Source organism: Kiloniellales bacterium (assembly GCA_030066685.1).
GTDB lineage: Bacteria > Pseudomonadota > Alphaproteobacteria > Kiloniellales > JAKSBE01 > JAKSBE01.
The window spans coordinates 18,163-31,748 of the sequence record JASJBF010000020.1 but is presented as its reverse complement, the minus strand read 5'-3'; the positions used below and the strand labels follow the sequence as shown (position 1 = coordinate 31,748).

At 69.6% G+C, this 13,586-nt stretch carries 13 protein-coding genes; 6 read left to right on the top strand and 7 right to left on the bottom strand.

Features of this window, described 5'->3' with window-relative positions; translation table 11 throughout:
- The first annotated feature begins 231 nt into the window (after positions 1-231).
- The 4 genes from puuE (at position 232) to QNJ30_12935 (ending at position 3,801) form a co-directional block, all read left to right on the top strand.
- Positions 232-1,146, top strand: coding sequence for an allantoinase PuuE (puuE, locus tag QNJ30_12950; protein MDJ0944373.1), 915 nt, complete (start codon positions 232-234; stop codon positions 1,144-1,146).
- Positions 1,143-1,658, top strand: coding sequence for a 2-oxo-4-hydroxy-4-carboxy-5-ureidoimidazoline decarboxylase (gene uraD, locus QNJ30_12945; protein MDJ0944372.1), 516 nt, complete (start codon positions 1,143-1,145; stop codon positions 1,656-1,658). Before puuE ends, uraD begins: the two co-directional genes overlap by 4 nt.
- A 22-nt stretch (positions 1,659-1,680) precedes the next feature.
- The gene (locus tag QNJ30_12940) at positions 1,681-2,919 is read left to right on the top strand and encodes a M20/M25/M40 family metallo-hydrolase (protein MDJ0944371.1); all 1,239 of its coding nucleotides are present in this window, start codon (positions 1,681-1,683) and stop codon (positions 2,917-2,919) included.
- 402 nt (positions 2,920-3,321) lie between these two features.
- Positions 3,322-3,801, top strand: a complete 480-nt coding sequence (locus QNJ30_12935) for an OmpA family protein (protein ID MDJ0944370.1) — start codon at positions 3,322-3,324, stop codon at positions 3,799-3,801.
- A 122-nt stretch (positions 3,802-3,923) separates the two neighbouring features.
- Here QNJ30_12935 and QNJ30_12930 read toward each other — a convergent pair whose 3' ends face one another.
- From QNJ30_12930 to QNJ30_12915, 4 genes are all read right to left on the bottom strand, one after another.
- Complete coding sequence (locus QNJ30_12930; protein MDJ0944369.1) at positions 3,924-4,667, bottom strand: hypothetical protein; 744 nt, start codon at positions 4,665-4,667, stop codon at positions 3,924-3,926.
- 11 nt (positions 4,668-4,678) lie between these two features.
- Positions 4,679-5,407: an ABC transporter substrate-binding protein gene (locus QNJ30_12925; GenBank protein ID MDJ0944368.1), complete on the bottom strand. Its 729-nt coding sequence runs from the start codon at positions 5,405-5,407 to the stop codon at positions 4,679-4,681.
- Between the two features lie 250 nt (positions 5,408-5,657).
- Positions 5,658-6,470: a PhnD/SsuA/transferrin family substrate-binding protein gene (locus QNJ30_12920; protein MDJ0944367.1), complete on the bottom strand. Its 813-nt coding sequence runs from the start codon at positions 6,468-6,470 to the stop codon at positions 5,658-5,660.
- 40 nt (positions 6,471-6,510) lie between these two features.
- Positions 6,511-7,410 carry a helix-turn-helix transcriptional regulator gene (locus QNJ30_12915; protein ID MDJ0944366.1) on the bottom strand — a complete coding sequence of 300 codons (900 nt, stop codon included), beginning with the start codon at positions 7,408-7,410 and terminating at the stop codon, positions 6,511-6,513.
- A 103-nt stretch (positions 7,411-7,513) separates the two neighbouring features.
- On the opposite strand from QNJ30_12915, the gene QNJ30_12910 reads away from it, so the two are divergent.
- The gene (locus QNJ30_12910) at positions 7,514-8,551 is read left to right on the top strand and encodes a fatty acid desaturase (protein MDJ0944365.1); all 1,038 of its coding nucleotides are present in this window, start codon (positions 7,514-7,516) and stop codon (positions 8,549-8,551) included.
- A gap of 16 nt (positions 8,552-8,567) precedes the next feature.
- Here the strand turns inward: QNJ30_12910 and QNJ30_12905 are convergent, their stop codons facing one another.
- Positions 8,568-10,094 (bottom strand): trimethylamine methyltransferase family protein, encoded by a 1,527-nt coding sequence (locus QNJ30_12905; protein ID MDJ0944364.1) that lies wholly within the window; start codon positions 10,092-10,094, stop codon positions 8,568-8,570.
- A 201-nt stretch (positions 10,095-10,295) separates the two neighbouring features.
- Between QNJ30_12905 and QNJ30_12900 the strand changes: the two genes are divergently transcribed.
- Entirely contained in the window at positions 10,296-11,819 is a 1,524-nt protein-coding gene (locus QNJ30_12900) for an aromatic amino acid lyase (protein ID MDJ0944363.1), read from the top strand.
- Here QNJ30_12900 and QNJ30_12895 read toward each other — a convergent pair.
- Positions 11,816-12,583 (bottom strand): methyltransferase domain-containing protein, encoded by a 768-nt coding sequence (locus QNJ30_12895; GenBank protein MDJ0944362.1) that lies wholly within the window; start codon positions 12,581-12,583, stop codon positions 11,816-11,818. The genes QNJ30_12900 and QNJ30_12895 overlap by 4 nt on opposite strands.
- Positions 12,576-13,577: an ornithine cyclodeaminase family protein gene (locus tag QNJ30_12890; protein MDJ0944361.1), complete on the bottom strand. Its 1,002-nt coding sequence runs from the start codon at positions 13,575-13,577 to the stop codon at positions 12,576-12,578. Before QNJ30_12890 ends, QNJ30_12895 begins: the two co-directional genes overlap by 8 nt.
- Positions 13,578-13,586 lie beyond the last annotated feature (9 nt).

Genomic DNA, 13,586 nt, shown 5'->3' with positions numbered 1-13,586 from the left:
CCTCTTCCATCCAATCGAGTCGCCTGGCGATAGCCTAGCGCACTTCCCGATCAGACGCAGTTGCGTCTGGCCGGGAGTGGTGCGCAAACACTCTAGAGTCAGGGCATGACATCCGGCCAGATGGATCGCGAAGCGATTCCATCCGATCGGATCGTGCCCTGGCAGTTTACTCCGATCCACGGGACGTAGTGAAATGGCCTCGCCCGGCAGGACGAGCGGAAGCGAGGAGCGATGACGGAAGCCTACCCCCGGGATCTGATCGGCTACGGCCGCCGGCCGCCGGATCCCGAGTGGCCGGGCGGCGCCAAGCTGGCGCTGCAGTTCGTGATCAACTACGAGGAGGGCGGCGAGAACTGCATCCTCCACGGCGATCCGGCGTCCGAGGCCTTCCTCAGCGAGATCGTCGGCGCCGAGCCCTGGCCCGGCCAGCGCCACATGAACATGGAATCGATCTACGAGTACGGCAGCCGGGCCGGCTTCTGGCGGCTCTGGCGTCTCTTCACCGAGCGCGGCCTGACGGTCTCCGTCTACGGCGTGGCAACCGCCCTCGCGCGCAACCCTGACGCGGTCGCCGCGATGCGCGAGGCCGGGTGGGAGATCGCCTCCCACGGCCTCAAGTGGATCGATTACCGCGACCTGCCGGAAGCCGAGGAGCGCCGCCACATGGTCGAGGCGATCCGGATCCACACGGACACCGTAGGCGAGCGGCCGCTCGGCTGGTACACCGGCCGCTGTTCGGTCAACACCCTGAAGCTGGTGATGGAGGACGGAGGTTTTCTATATTCCTCAGACTCCTACGCCGATGATCTGCCCTATTGGGTGAAGGGCCCGAAGGGCCCGCACCTGATCGTCCCCTACACCCTGGACGCCAACGACATGCGCTTCGCCACCGTCCAGGGCTTCAACTCCGGCGACCAGTTCTTCGCCTACCTGCGGGACAGCTTCGACCTGCTCTTGGAGGAAGGCCGCCGGGGTGCGCCCAAGATGATGTCGGTCGGCCTGCACTGCCGGCTGGCCGGACGGCCCGGGCGCGCCGCCGCCCTGGCGCGCTTCCTCGACCACGCCGCCGGCCATGACGGGGTCTGGATCACCCGCCGGATCGACATCGCCCGCCACTGGCACGCCCGGCACGGTGGTGCGGCGTGACCGGGCGGCTCGATCCGCGAGCGCTGTCGCGCGCTGACTTCGTCGCGGCCTTCGGGGGGATCTTCGAGCATTCGCCCTGGATCGCCGAAGCGGCCTTCGACGCCAGTCTGCCGGCAGAGGCGGAGAGCGCAGAGGTCCTGCACCGGGCGCTCTGCGCCGTGCTCCGCAGCGCGCCCCGAGCGCGCAAGTTGGCGCTGATCGAGGCCCATCCGGACCTGGCCGGACGCCTGGCCCTGGCCGGGCGGCTCACTGCGCAATCCAGCAAGGAGCAGAGCTCGGCGGGCCTGGACAGCCTGACCGAGGATGAGCTCGCCCGCTTCACCGATCTTAACGATGCCTACAAGGCCAAGTTCGGCTTCCCCTTCATCATGGCGGTCAAGGGCCGCGGCAAGACGGAGATCCTGGCCGCCTTCGAGCGCCGGCTCGAAAACGACGCCGAGGCCGAGTTCGCCGAGGCCCTGGCCCAGATCGAGCGGATCGCCTTGCTGCGTCTGAAGGATCTCCTGCCATGACCGTCGAGAGGGAGCCCAGCCCATGAGCACCGGACCGGAGACCATCCGCAGCTTCCTCGCCGGCCAGCGGGAGGCCGCGACCCGCTTCCTCGCCGAGCTGGTCAAGGTCCCTTCCGACAATCCACCCGGCGACTGCCGCGCCCATGCCGAGGCCGCCGCGGCCTTGCTGGAAGGCCTCGGCTTCCGCGTCGAGCGCCATCCCGTCCCCGAGGAACTCGTGCGCAGCAACGGCATGATCGCCGCGACCAACCTCGTGGTCCGGCGGCGCTTCGGCGAGGGACCGGTGGTTGCGCTCAACGCCCACGGCGACGTGGTGCCGCCGGGCGAAGGCTGGACCAAGGACCCCTACGGCGCGGAGATCGAGGACGGCTGGATGTACGGCCGCGGCGTGGCGGTCTCGAAGTCGGACTTCGCGACCTACGCCTTCGCCCTGCTGGCCCTCGACGCGGCCGTCGCGGCCGGCGCCGAGCTGGCGGGCACGGTCGAGCTGCACTTCACCTACGACGAGGAGGCCGGTGGAGAGATCGGTCCGCGCTGGCTGATCGAGGAGGGCATCTCCAAGCCCGATCTCGCCATCGGCGCCGGCTTCTCCTATGCCGTGGTCACCGCGCACAACGGCTGCCTGCACCTGGAGGTCGAGGTCCGGGGCCGCTCCGCCCACGCCGCCATGCCGGCGACCGGGGCCGACGCCCTGGAAGCCGCGAATGGCATCCTCTCGGCGCTCTACGCCTGGCGCAAGGGCCTCGGGGCGCGGGTCTCCGAGATCGCCGGCATCGGCAGCCCGCAGCTCACCGTCGGCCTGATCGACGGCGGCATCAACACCAACGTCGTGCCCGACCGGGTGACCTTCCGCCTGGACCGGCGCCTGATCCCCGAGGAGCAGCCCGAGGCGGTCGAATCCGAGCTGCGGGCGCTGATCGAAGAGGCCGCGCGCGCCTTCCCCGGCGTCACTGTGGCCCAGCGCCGAATCCTGCTCGCCGAGCCACTGGTTCCGGCTGAAGGCGGTGCCCGCCTGACCGATCTGCTCTGCGGGCGCGCCAGCGAGGTCCTGGGCGAGAAGATCGTATCCAAGGGCGTACCTCTCTACACCGATGCCCGGCACTACGCGGCCGCCGGTGTTCCCAGCGTGCTCTATGGCGCCGGGCCGCGCTCGATCGAGGAGGCCAATGCCCACCGGGCCGACGAACGCCTGCCGCTGGCGGCGCTCCACCAAGCGACGGAGGTCGTCGCCCTGGCGCTCTTCGATCTGCTGCAGGGTTAATCCGGACCCAGGTCTTAACCATAACTGGCGGCTCCCCCTGGCCGGCAAAGGAGGGTATAATCTGCGCCCAATCTGGCGGCCTGACGGGGGCGGCCGCCAGAGGTTTTTGGATCCCTCCCGGTTACTTCCGGACCACTTGATGAGGGGCGGCTGGACGGCTCGATCGCAGATCGATTCGAGGGGGAGGCAGCCATGACCACTGCATCACTTTGTCTAAGAGCCAGGACGCAAGACAAGACGCCGGAACGTTCGACAGCGGACCAAGATCCGGCAGGTCCGTGCACCGGGGTCCGTCTCCTGGGCACGATTCTCGGCGCGGCGTTGCTGTCGGCGACGGCCTGTGCGCCGATGCCCAGGTCCGGACCCGAAACCGCCCCGCCGGCCCGGCAGGCCGAGCGGACTGTGACGGAAGAGGCCTACACCACCTACTTCGCCTTCGACAGCGACCGGCTGGACGACGATGCCCGGGCCGTGGTCGCCGAGGCGGTCGCCGCCGCAAAGGCGGCGAATCTGAACAAGGTCGTCATCAGCGGCCATAGCGACAGTGCCGGCACGGCCGACTACAACCGGCGGCTCTCGGAGGCCAGGGTCACGACCGTGGCGGCCGAATTCGTCGATTCCGGTCTGCCGCTTTCGAAGATCGAACTGCGGGTCTTCGGCGAGGAGCGCCCACTGGTCATCACGCCCGACGGCCAGAGCGCCGCCATGAACCGGCGTGCCGAAATACGCCTGGTGAAGACGATCGCTACTGCTACGCCCGCCGACTCTGACGCGGCATCGGACGCGGCCGCGGGCTGCGACCTCGCCTACATCTGGTCTGGCGGCCGTGCGGCACCGGTCTGCGTGGAGAAACGAAAGCAGACTCTACCGCAAGCCAACTAGCAGTCCCCTGCTGCGGGCCGTCGATCCGCGACGGCCCGACGCAGGCCTGCCGGACTCGGCCTGGCGCCGAGGCGGGTCGGGATTCGCGCCTCGGGCCGGCCCGGCGTGGGCGGATCTTGATCTTAAGCCTCGATTCCCTGATAGACGCAGCGGCAGGACTCGGCATCGCAGCGCCGCAGCGGCAGCGAGGGTGCCTTCTTCGGCTCGAAAACCTTGCCTTCGATGTCCTGGGCGGCGAGGCAGGTCAAGGCGCCTTCGGTCGCGATAATCTCGATGCCCTCGATGTGGTCGTCGCCGCAGAGGTGCTTCAGCCGCTCCGATTGTGAGTGGGCGTGGGTCGCCCGCTGGACCACGAAGTAGGCCGCGGCCAGCGGCCGCTTCCGCCCCTTGCGGGTCAGGGCATCGACGTACTCGCGCCCGAGCTTGGCGTCGGCGCGCACCCCGAGCCTGGACTTGTCGTCCTCGCAGAGCGCATTGCCCCAGCCGGAAATCTTGGTGGCGATCGTGTGATCGTCGCTGCCCCTCTTGTGTCCGTCGATGATCAGGGGGGCGATCCAGGAGACGGCCTCCGATTTGATCAGGCCGGTGGCATCGCAGGCCTCTTCGATCTCCTTGCGCCAACCGGCGACCTTCTCGCTTCGCCTTTCGACCTGGGGCGCGGACTTCCGCCTTCCGAACCCGAAGCTGAAGCTGAAGCCGCCGAACAGGCTGCGCTTCGGCTTCCGACCGGCCGGGCGCACATCGTCTTCGAGATCGTCGAAGTCGTCCTGGTCCTCGTCGCGGCCCGAGGATCTGTAGGCCAGGAATGCCACGATCCCGGCGACGACCAGGCCCCCGAGTAACCCGAAGATGAGGCTGTTCGCCATGTCCGCCCGCCCTATCTGCCCGCGGGCGCGGTTCCCACCGCGCGCTCGGACGGACCGATCAGGCTCCCCAGACGCCCTGCCGTCGAGGACTCCTCGGCAGCCGGTCCCTGATTCCCGGCCTCCGCGTTGGCCTTCAGCTTGTTGCGAAGGACTTCGAGCAGCCGATCCATACCGCCGTTGACGAGGATCGACGAGAACTCCTGGCGTTGGCTGAGCGCGATGCTGACCCCATCGATGACCAGATCGATGATCTTGTAGTCGCCCCTACTGCGCCGCACCCGCCAGGAGGCATTCAGCGATTGGCCTTCGCGGTCGACCCGCGTTTCGACCATGGTGTCGCGCTTCCCGACCGGCTGGCTGCCGAGCACCGTCACCACGTCGCCGCGGAAGATGCAGAGCTGCCGGGAAAAGCTGCCGACGAAGAAGTCCCGGTACAGGCTCTTGTATTCGCCAAGCTGAACCGGGGTCGCCTTGCGGGCGTACTTGCCCAGGACGAAGCGTCCGATCAGCTCGATGTTGAAGCCGGAGCGGATCAGCGCTTCGAGGGCATCTCGGTCGAGCTGCAGCTTGTCCTCGCCGCAGGCCTTGAGAATCCTGACCGCGCGGTCGCCGATTGACTGGATGAAACCTTCTGCCAGTTGGGTCGGGACCGCCTCGTCGGCGCCCGCCGGATGCCAGACCATGCAGGCGAGCGCAAGGCCCGCAAGCGCACCAAGACCCGATGCTTTGCCCCGCCTCATGGGGTCGTCTCCTCGTGAAAAGGCGGTGTCGCCGGCCCGCGGAAGGCCGGGCTGCCAAGTCGGGCGACGGGGATCGTCGCAACCGACCCGGCACCGTCAGGGGAGAAGACCAGATAATGATTACGAGACCCTTTAGATTAACCCTTTGCCGGCCCGCGCGAGCCGCCTTTGGGCCTGGGAATCCGGGCCGACCCGCGCTACCGGGAGCCTGCCGGGCTTAACCACGTTGCGGTCGGGTCACGACCCGCGTTCAGGCTTCGAGGGGCAGCGCGACGGCCTCGGCCTCCATCGCCGTTATCCGCCGGTAGGCGGACGGAGGAAGGATCTCGATACCCTCGATCAGGAGCGCGTCGCGGGCCGTGGCCAGGGCGGGATCCGCCAGCGCCAGGCGGAGCCCGTCGCGAAGGCGTGCCACGAGATCGGCGCCGGCTGCGGCGGCCGTGACGTAGGGCAGACCGGGCGCCCGGGCGCTCTCCGCAAGCACGCGCAGGCCGCGGAGGGCCGGCGCCCGGTGCCGCGCCAGCAACGCGAAGGTGACGCAGTCGACCGAGGTGCAATCCGCCCGTCCCTCGCGCAGCCGGTCCAGCGACTCCGCATGCGAGCCGGAGACCTCGGTCCGCGAGAAGAACCGCTCTTCCCGATTGGCCGGAGGGGTGCCGAGCGCTGCGATCATGTAGCCCAGCGCGGTGTAGCCGGAATGGGAACAGGCCGCGTTGATCACGCAGCGCTGGCCCCTGAGGTCCTCGAAGCGGGCTGCCGGGTTGGAGTCGCCGACCACGACGAGGCTCCGGTAGAGGGCGCCGCGGCAATGCGGGCTGCGGTAGGCCGGGGTCGCCACGAGGGTCAGCTGCTCCGGGCTGCGGACCAGGTCGTAGCCGCAGCACTGGCCGAACAACAGCCGGTTCCCTTCGGGCCGGCCGCCGAGCCGGCCGGAGCGGTCCAGGGCCTCGGGAACCTCCTCGATTCCCTGTCGCCGAAAGGCGCTCGCGAGGCCTTTCCACCAGGCATCGGTCGCCGCGCGCAGCTCGGGCAGGTCGTACATCGGCAGTTCGGCCAGCTTCATCGGCAGGCGTCCGCAGGGTCTGCGGCCGCGCGAGGCCGGCTCACTTGCCGGCCGCCTTGGCCTTCGTCAGCGCCCGGACGGGTTTCGCCTTGCCGTCGGCCGCTTTGCGCCTCAGTCCCTTGAGGTAGTCCGCCACGTCGGGCGGTTGAACCACGGCGGCACGGATCAGGTCGTCGAAATGCCGGGTCAGGGCGCGGATCTGCTCGGTCGCGTTGAAAACGAAGAACATGCTGCCAACGTAGACCGCCGCCCGGGTCGGGCCGAAGATCGTGTAGGGCGCGGAAAACCTCTGCAGCCCGTCGTAGAGAAACCAGCGGAAGGTCGGATAGAGCTCCTCGGTCAACTCGATCATCCAGTCGAGCTGCGCGATCCGGTCATCGAGCGACAGGTTGCGCCAGATCCCCTCGCCCTGGGCGAAGGAATCCAGGGAATGGTAGGAGGAGCAGGCCTCGATGTCGGTCTCCGGACGGCGGCTGTAGGCCAGGCGCCGCTCGGCCTCCTCGATCCGCGCCTCGTGCACCGGATCGCCGTACTCCTGGTACTCGTAGCCGATGACCTCCTTGGTCTTCAGCAGGTCCGGCAGGGTCGTCGGCACGTAGCGGATCTTGTAGCCGACCGCCTCCGCGTGCCAGCGCTGCAGGCGCTCGTCCATCGGCAGCCCCGCGTTGGCCTCGATCTCCAGGTCGCTGGCGACCAACTCGCTGCTCGGCTCGTCCTCGGAGAGACCCAGCAGCCAGTCGACGCTGACCTGCGCCATCGAGGCGATAGCCACGATGGTCTCGGCTCGCGGCAGCCGGTCGTTGCCGCTGGACAGCAGCTGCGACAGGGTCGAACGGTCGAGGCTCAGCTGGGCGGCAAAGGCCGAGCGGCTCAGGCCGCTCCGCTCGATCACCTCGCTCAAGCGCTTCTGGAACTTCTCAACGGCTTCTTCACGGTTCACAACCCGCCTCCCCGGTCGTGGCTCGGGCCAGTCTGTTGTGGAAAATTAACATCCGTTGTATATAATCAACATATTGGCGACAACGTATCGACTTTTGGTTTATATGATCAAACGCTCATTCAACCCACACAAGCCGGGACAGCCGGATCGAGTCTACGCGGCGGCGCCCGAGGCGCCAACGCCGAGCGCGCCGGCGTCGGAAGACGGCGGCAGCCGAGCGGCGCCGACGGCGCAGCAACATCCCTGGGGCCTCGAATGGCCCAGCCTTCTGGTCGCCCTCGCCGTCTACGCCGGCTTCCTGGCTTTGACCTGGAACTATCACGCGCTCCCCTGGTGGCTGGTCCTGCCGCTCGGCGGCTATCTCGTCGCCTGGCACGGCTCGCTTCAGCATGAAGTGGTTCATGGACACCCGACCGGCAAGCCTTTCCTGGACGAGCTGATCATCTATCCCAGCCTCTGGCTCTGGCTGCCCTTCCAGATCTACCGCTTGAGCCACCTCGCGCACCACGACAACAGCCGCCTGACCGACCCGCAGAGCGATCCCGAATCCTTCTACCTGAGCCTGGAAGAATGGCAGGCCAGCGGCCCCTTGAAACGGCGTCTCCTTGCGGCCCACAACACCGCCTCGGGCCGCCTTGTCCTCGGCCCGCCGGTCGCCGTCCTGCGGCTCCTCTGCGGCGAGACACGGCGGCTGCTGCGGGGCGACCGCTCGCATCTCGGCGCCTGGTTCCTGCACCTGCCCGCGGTCGCCCTGGTCCTGGTCTGGGTGGTCGGGGTCTGCGAGATCCCCTTGGACGCCTACCTCCTGCTCTTCGTCTATCCGGGGCTCGCCCTCACCCTCCTGCGCTCCTTCCTGGAGCACCGGGCTGCCGAGGCGGTGGCGGCGCGGACCGCGATCGTTGAAAGCGGCCCCCTGCTCTCCCTGCTGTTCCTCAACAACAACCTGCACGCCGTGCACCACGCCGCGCCGGCCCTGCCCTGGTACCGCCTGCCCAGGGTCTGGCGGCATCGCCGCGACCAGATCCTCGCCACCAACGGCGGCTATCACTACCGAAGCTACTGGGAGGTGTTGCGGCGGCATTTCCTGCGGCCCAAGGAACCCGTCCTGCATCCCACGGCCGGCCAGGCCGAAACCGGCTGAGCGGCAAGGCGCGCCGTCAGGCCGCCGCCGCGCCGCCCTCCGCCTTGCGGCGGGCGACGAAGGCGGCCAGTTCCTCGCGGATTCCGGGGTCGAGCGGCGGCGGCTCGTATTCGGCCAGCAGCCTCTTGTAGAGTCGGTTGGCCCGCAGGGTCGCGGTCTCCGCCCCCGCCTCCTCCCAGGTCTCGTAGTTGCGCCAGTCCGAGAGGATCGGCGCGTAGAAGGCGGTCTCGTAGCGGGCCATGGTGTGGGCCGCGCCGAAGAAGTGTCCGCCGGGGCCGACCTCGGCGATGGCGTCCAGGCCCAGGGTCGCCTCGCTGACCTCGATCGGCTTCAGGAACTCGGCCATCATCTGCAGCAGCTCGGCGTCCAGGACCACTTTCTCGAAGGAAGCGCAGAGCCCGCCTTCCATCCAGCCGGCGGCGTGCTTGACCAGGTTGGCGTGGCCCATGACCGCGCCCCAGAGCGACATCTCGGATTCATAGGCCGCCTGGGCGTCGACCACGTTGGAGGCGTTGGCGTTGGACGAGCGGTAGGGCAGCCCGTAGCGCCGCGCCAGCTGGCCGCCGACCAGGGCGGCGCGGCTGTACTCCGGCGTGCCGAAGGCCGGCGCCCCCGACTTCATGTCGACGTTCGAGGTAAAGCCGCCGTAGACCACCGGCGCCCCGGGGTTAACGATCTGCGTGAAGGCCAGGCCGGCCAGGGCTTCGGCGTTCTGCTGGGCGAGCGCCCCGGCCAGGGTCACCGGGCTCATCGCGCCGGCCAGGGTGAAGGGGGTCAGCACCACCACCTGGTTGTGCCGGGCCAGCTCGATGATGCCCTCCAGCATCGGGCCGTCCAGGCGCAGCGGCGAGCTGGAGTTGATGATCGAATAGAGGCTTGGCCGCGTCTTCAGCGTCTCGAGGTCGATCCCATGGGCGATCCGGGTCATCTCGATGGCGTCCAGGATCCGGGTCCGGCCCAGGGAGTAGCCGTGGAAGACCTTGTCGCCCAGCTCGACGAAGGCCTGGATGCAGTCCAGGTGCCGGGTCTCCGGCGGCAGGTCCACCGGCTCGACCGGATAGCCGCCGTAGAGGTGGATGATGTTGAGGCTCTGGCCGAGGCGCAGCAGGTCGCAGTAGTCGGGGAAGTTGCCCGGCCGCCGCCCGCCCTCCAGGTCAGAGACGTTGGGCGCGCTTGCGATCAGGATGAAGTTCAGGTGGTTCTCGCCGATACTCAGGTTCCGCGCCGGGTTGCGGGCGTGCAGGGTGAAGCTGGACGGCGCCTTGGCCACGGCCTCCGAAACCAGCCCCCGGTCGAAGCGGACCCGCTCGGAGCCTGTCTCGACCTCGGCGCCGGCAGCCTTGAGAATCTCCCGCGCCTCCGGCAGCAGGAAGTCCATGCCGATCTCCTCGAGAATCGTCATCGAGGCGTCGTGGATCGCCTCGATCTGCTCCGGATCCAGGATCTCCAGCGGTCGGTAGGGATTGCGCAGCAGCGCCCAGTCCGGCTGCTTGAAGCCGCCCGCGTCGCGCCGCGCGCGCCGTCTCGTTCGATCTCTCGCCAAGGGGTCCTCCCGCTCGCCTGTCCATCCTGCACCCCGGCCGGGCCGGCCGAAAGGTTGGCCCGCCGGCGATCGGCTGTGGCAGAGTCCTGCACCGGGGCGGAGTGAGACTACAAGCGCGCTTCTGCCGGCAGTATGCGATAAGCGACGGCTTCGCCGCAGAGAGAACAAAGGGCCGGATCGGCAACCTGAGGGGGCGTCAAGGTGGATCGAGAAACCCTAGTCCTGACCGGATTCGATCTCGAGCCGGCGACCCTGGCCGGAGTCGCGCGCGACGACGCTCGGGTGGCCCTGGCGCCGGAGGCGCTGGAGCGGATGGCGCTGAGCCGCGCCGTGGTCGAGACCCACGTCGACGAGAACATCCCGGTCTACGGTTTGACGACCGGGCTCGGTCCGCGGGTCACGCACCGCCTGACGCGCGAGGAGATGGCTGAGTTCTCCGAGCTCACCGTCCTGGCCCGCAGCACCGCCCTCGGCCCACCCCTGCCCCGGGACCAGACCCGGGCCCTGCTGCTGGTCCGGCTCAACGGCCTGCTCGCCGGTGGCGCCGGCGCCTCACTGGAGATCGCCGATGCCATCGCCCGCCTGTTGAACGCGCGGGTCCACCCGGTGATCCCCTCGGTCGGCTCGGTCGGGGCCAGCGATCTCTGCCAGATGGCGCACCTCGGCCTTGCCTTGCTCGGCCAGGGCGAGATGGAGGTCGCCGGCCGCCGTCTGCCGGCCCGCGACGCGCTGCGCGAGGCCGAGCTCGAGCCCCTGCTGCTGGCGCCGAAGGACGGCATCGCGATCTGCAACGCCTCCTCGGCCACCGCGGGCCGCGCCGCCCTGGTCCTGCACGATGCCGGCGATCTGCTCGATCTCGCCCAGGTCGCGGCCGCCCTGTCGATGGAGGGCTTCCGCGCCAACACTTCGCCGATCTCGCCCGAGGCCGCCGCCGCCCGGCCGCAGCCCGGCCAGGAATACGCCGCCGCGGGCCTGCGCCGCCTGCTCGACGGCGGCGCCCTGCTCGACCCGGGCGCGGCGCGGCGCCTGCAGGATCCGATCTCCCTGCGCTGCGTCGCCGCGGTCCACGGCAGCCTCAAGGCGGCCCTGGACTTTCTGGATCCGATTCTCGACGCCGACCTCAACGGCAGCGCCGACAACCCCCTGGTGCTCTTCGAGGAGGAGCGGATCGTCTCCACTGGCAACTTCCACACGCCGGCCCTGACCCTCGGCCTCGACACCCTGGCCATGGCCCTGGCCCAGGTCGCCGCGCTCTCGGTCAGCCGGGCGGTCGCCTTGCTGGTCGAACGTCTGAGCGGCCTGCCGGGCACCCTCTCGCCCCAGGGCATCTCGCGCTCCGGCATGGCGCCGCTCCTGAAGACCGGCGAGGCCCTGCTGGCCGAGGTCCGGCACCTCGCCCAGCCGGTCCCGCACGACCTGCGCTGGCCGGCCGACGGGGTCGAGGACGACATCACCAACGCGCCCCTGGCGGCGCGCAAGGCCGGCGATATCGTCTGGCGCCTGCGCCAGATCCTGGCGATCGAGCTGATGGTCGCAGCCCAGGCCGTCGACCTGGCCGAGCCGCCCAGCCTGGGCCGCGGCACCGAGGTCGCCCACGACCTCGTCCGCGGGGTGGTCGACACCCTGGACGAGGACCGCGCCCTGGCCCCCGACGTGGAAGCCTTGGATGCGGAGCTGCTGGCCTCCGGCCGCCTTCTCGCCGCGGTCCGACAGACGGTCGATTAGCCCGGCCGCGCGGCGACGATGGGCTGGAAGAAGCCGGTCTCCGCGGGCGCCAGCCAGGTAGGATCCGGGAAGCCCGAAGCTTCCAGCGCCGCGTTCAGCTCCGCCCGCCTCAGCGCGCGATAGCGGCCGGTAAAGACCATGGTCTCGGGCTTTCCGACCCGCCGCCTCTCGATGCGCAGCGTGAAGTCGTAGCCCTCGCCGTCCGGCCACCAATCCCAGGTCTGCCGCACCCGGCGCTCGCCGTCCGCCTCCGGGTAGACGGCGAGCGGCGTTCCCTCGGGGCGCTCCTGACGCAGGTGGTCGTAGTCCCGCACCGAGGCGAGGAAGAAACCGTCCGCGCCTAGCAGCGTCCGAACGGCGGCCAGGGCCCGGCGCAGATCCCGGTCGCTCTCCAGGTGCGGCAGTGCGTTGTCGAGCGAGACCACGAGGTCGAAGGGGCCCGGGACGCTGCGATCCACTTCGCGCAAATCCGCCGTTCCGAAGGTCATCTCGACACCGAAGCGCGCGGCCTCCCGTCGGGCCCGCGCGACCGCCGAGGCCGAGAGGTCGGTGGCGGTGACCGCGTGACCCTTGAGGGCCAGGCCAATGGCCTGGGTGCCGATCCCGCAGCTGGCGTCCAGGATGCGCTTCGGGCCGGGGCCCGCCAGCCTGGCGATCAGAGGGCCGAGGGCCTCGGCCTGCCGCCTGACCACCGCGTTCCAGTCCTCGAACATCAGGTGATAATACGGCGCCAAGTCATTGTAGAACTTGTCCGTTTTACGCATAGCGCAGGCGCTGCCCCAGGCCCCGCGCCGCCGCCTTGCGCAGCATGGCGGCACCCAGGGCGATGTCCGAGAGCGACAGGCCGCGGTGCCAGAACAGGATCGTCTCGTCGTCGCCTTCCCGGCCCGGGCGGTCGCCGGCGACGATCTCGCCAAGCTCCGCGTGCACCGTCGCCTCGCTGATCTTGCCGCCGTCGACATGGGCGCGCAGGGCACCGAGCTTGCCGGCGCGCATCTGGCCGCGGTCGTCGATCACCACCTTGTCCATCACCTCGGTCAGCGAGAGCTCGACCGCGCTCATGGTGCCGTAGGGGATCACCAGGTTGCCCGGCCTGACCCAGGCGGTCTTGAACAGCGGCTCCGGCGCCGCCAGGCGCGAGGCCTCGACCTGGATGTCGGCGCCGGCCAGCGCCGCCTCCCAGCTGTCCACGGCCCGCACCGGGATGCCCAGCTCCTCGGTCAGACGCGCCGCGAAGGGCCTGCGGCTCTCCGGCCGGCGGGAATGGACCCGCACCTCTTCCAGCTCGAAGAGCCGGGCGATCAGCCGGACGTTCCAGTAGGAGGAGCCGCGCGCACCGATGTGCCCCAGAACCTTCGCGTCGCGCCGGGCCAGGTGCTTGGCGCCCAGGGCGGTGATCGCCCCGGTGCGCATCTCGGTGATCGCCGTGGCGTCGAGCAGCGCCACCGGCATCCCGGTCCGGGGATCGAAGAGGTTGAGCAGGGCCATCTCCGAAGGCAGGCCCTGCCTGTAGTTGTCGAGGTAGTCGCCGACGATCTTGACCCCGGCCAGGTCGAGAGGCGCGACGTAGCCGCGCAGCACGTTGAAGTGGCCGCGGAAGGCCGGGTCCGGCTCCAGGTGCACCCGCGGCTCGATCACGGTCTCGCCACGGCCCTGGGCGCGCAGGCCCGCCTCGACCGCATCCAGGATCTCGTCGTCGGTCATCTCCAGGGCGGCGATGTCCGGGCCCGAGAGGTAGGTGAAGCTGATTTCGGTCACGCGCCAACC

Bases quoted from the DNA above. Each gene is read 5' to 3' on its own strand.
- puuE (MDJ0944373.1), top strand. From the start codon at position 232: ATGACGGAAGCCTACCCCCGGGATCTGATCGGCTACGGCCGCCGGCCG.
- QNJ30_12940 (MDJ0944371.1), top strand. From the start codon at position 1,681: ATGAGCACCGGACCGGAGACCATCCGCAGCTTCCTCGCCGGCCAGCGG.
- QNJ30_12930 (MDJ0944369.1), bottom strand. From the start codon at position 4,667: ATGGCGAACAGCCTCATCTTCGGGTTACTCGGGGGCCTGGTCGTCGCC.
- QNJ30_12925 (MDJ0944368.1), bottom strand. From the start codon at position 5,407: ATGAGGCGGGGCAAAGCATCGGGTCTTGGTGCGCTTGCGGGCCTTGCG.
- QNJ30_12920 (MDJ0944367.1), bottom strand. From the start codon at position 6,470: ATGAAGCTGGCCGAACTGCCGATGTACGACCTGCCCGAGCTGCGCGCG.
- QNJ30_12910 (MDJ0944365.1), top strand. From the start codon at position 7,514: ATGATCAAACGCTCATTCAACCCACACAAGCCGGGACAGCCGGATCGA.
- QNJ30_12895 (MDJ0944362.1), bottom strand. From the start codon at position 12,583: ATGCGTAAAACGGACAAGTTCTACAATGACTTGGCGCCGTATTATCAC.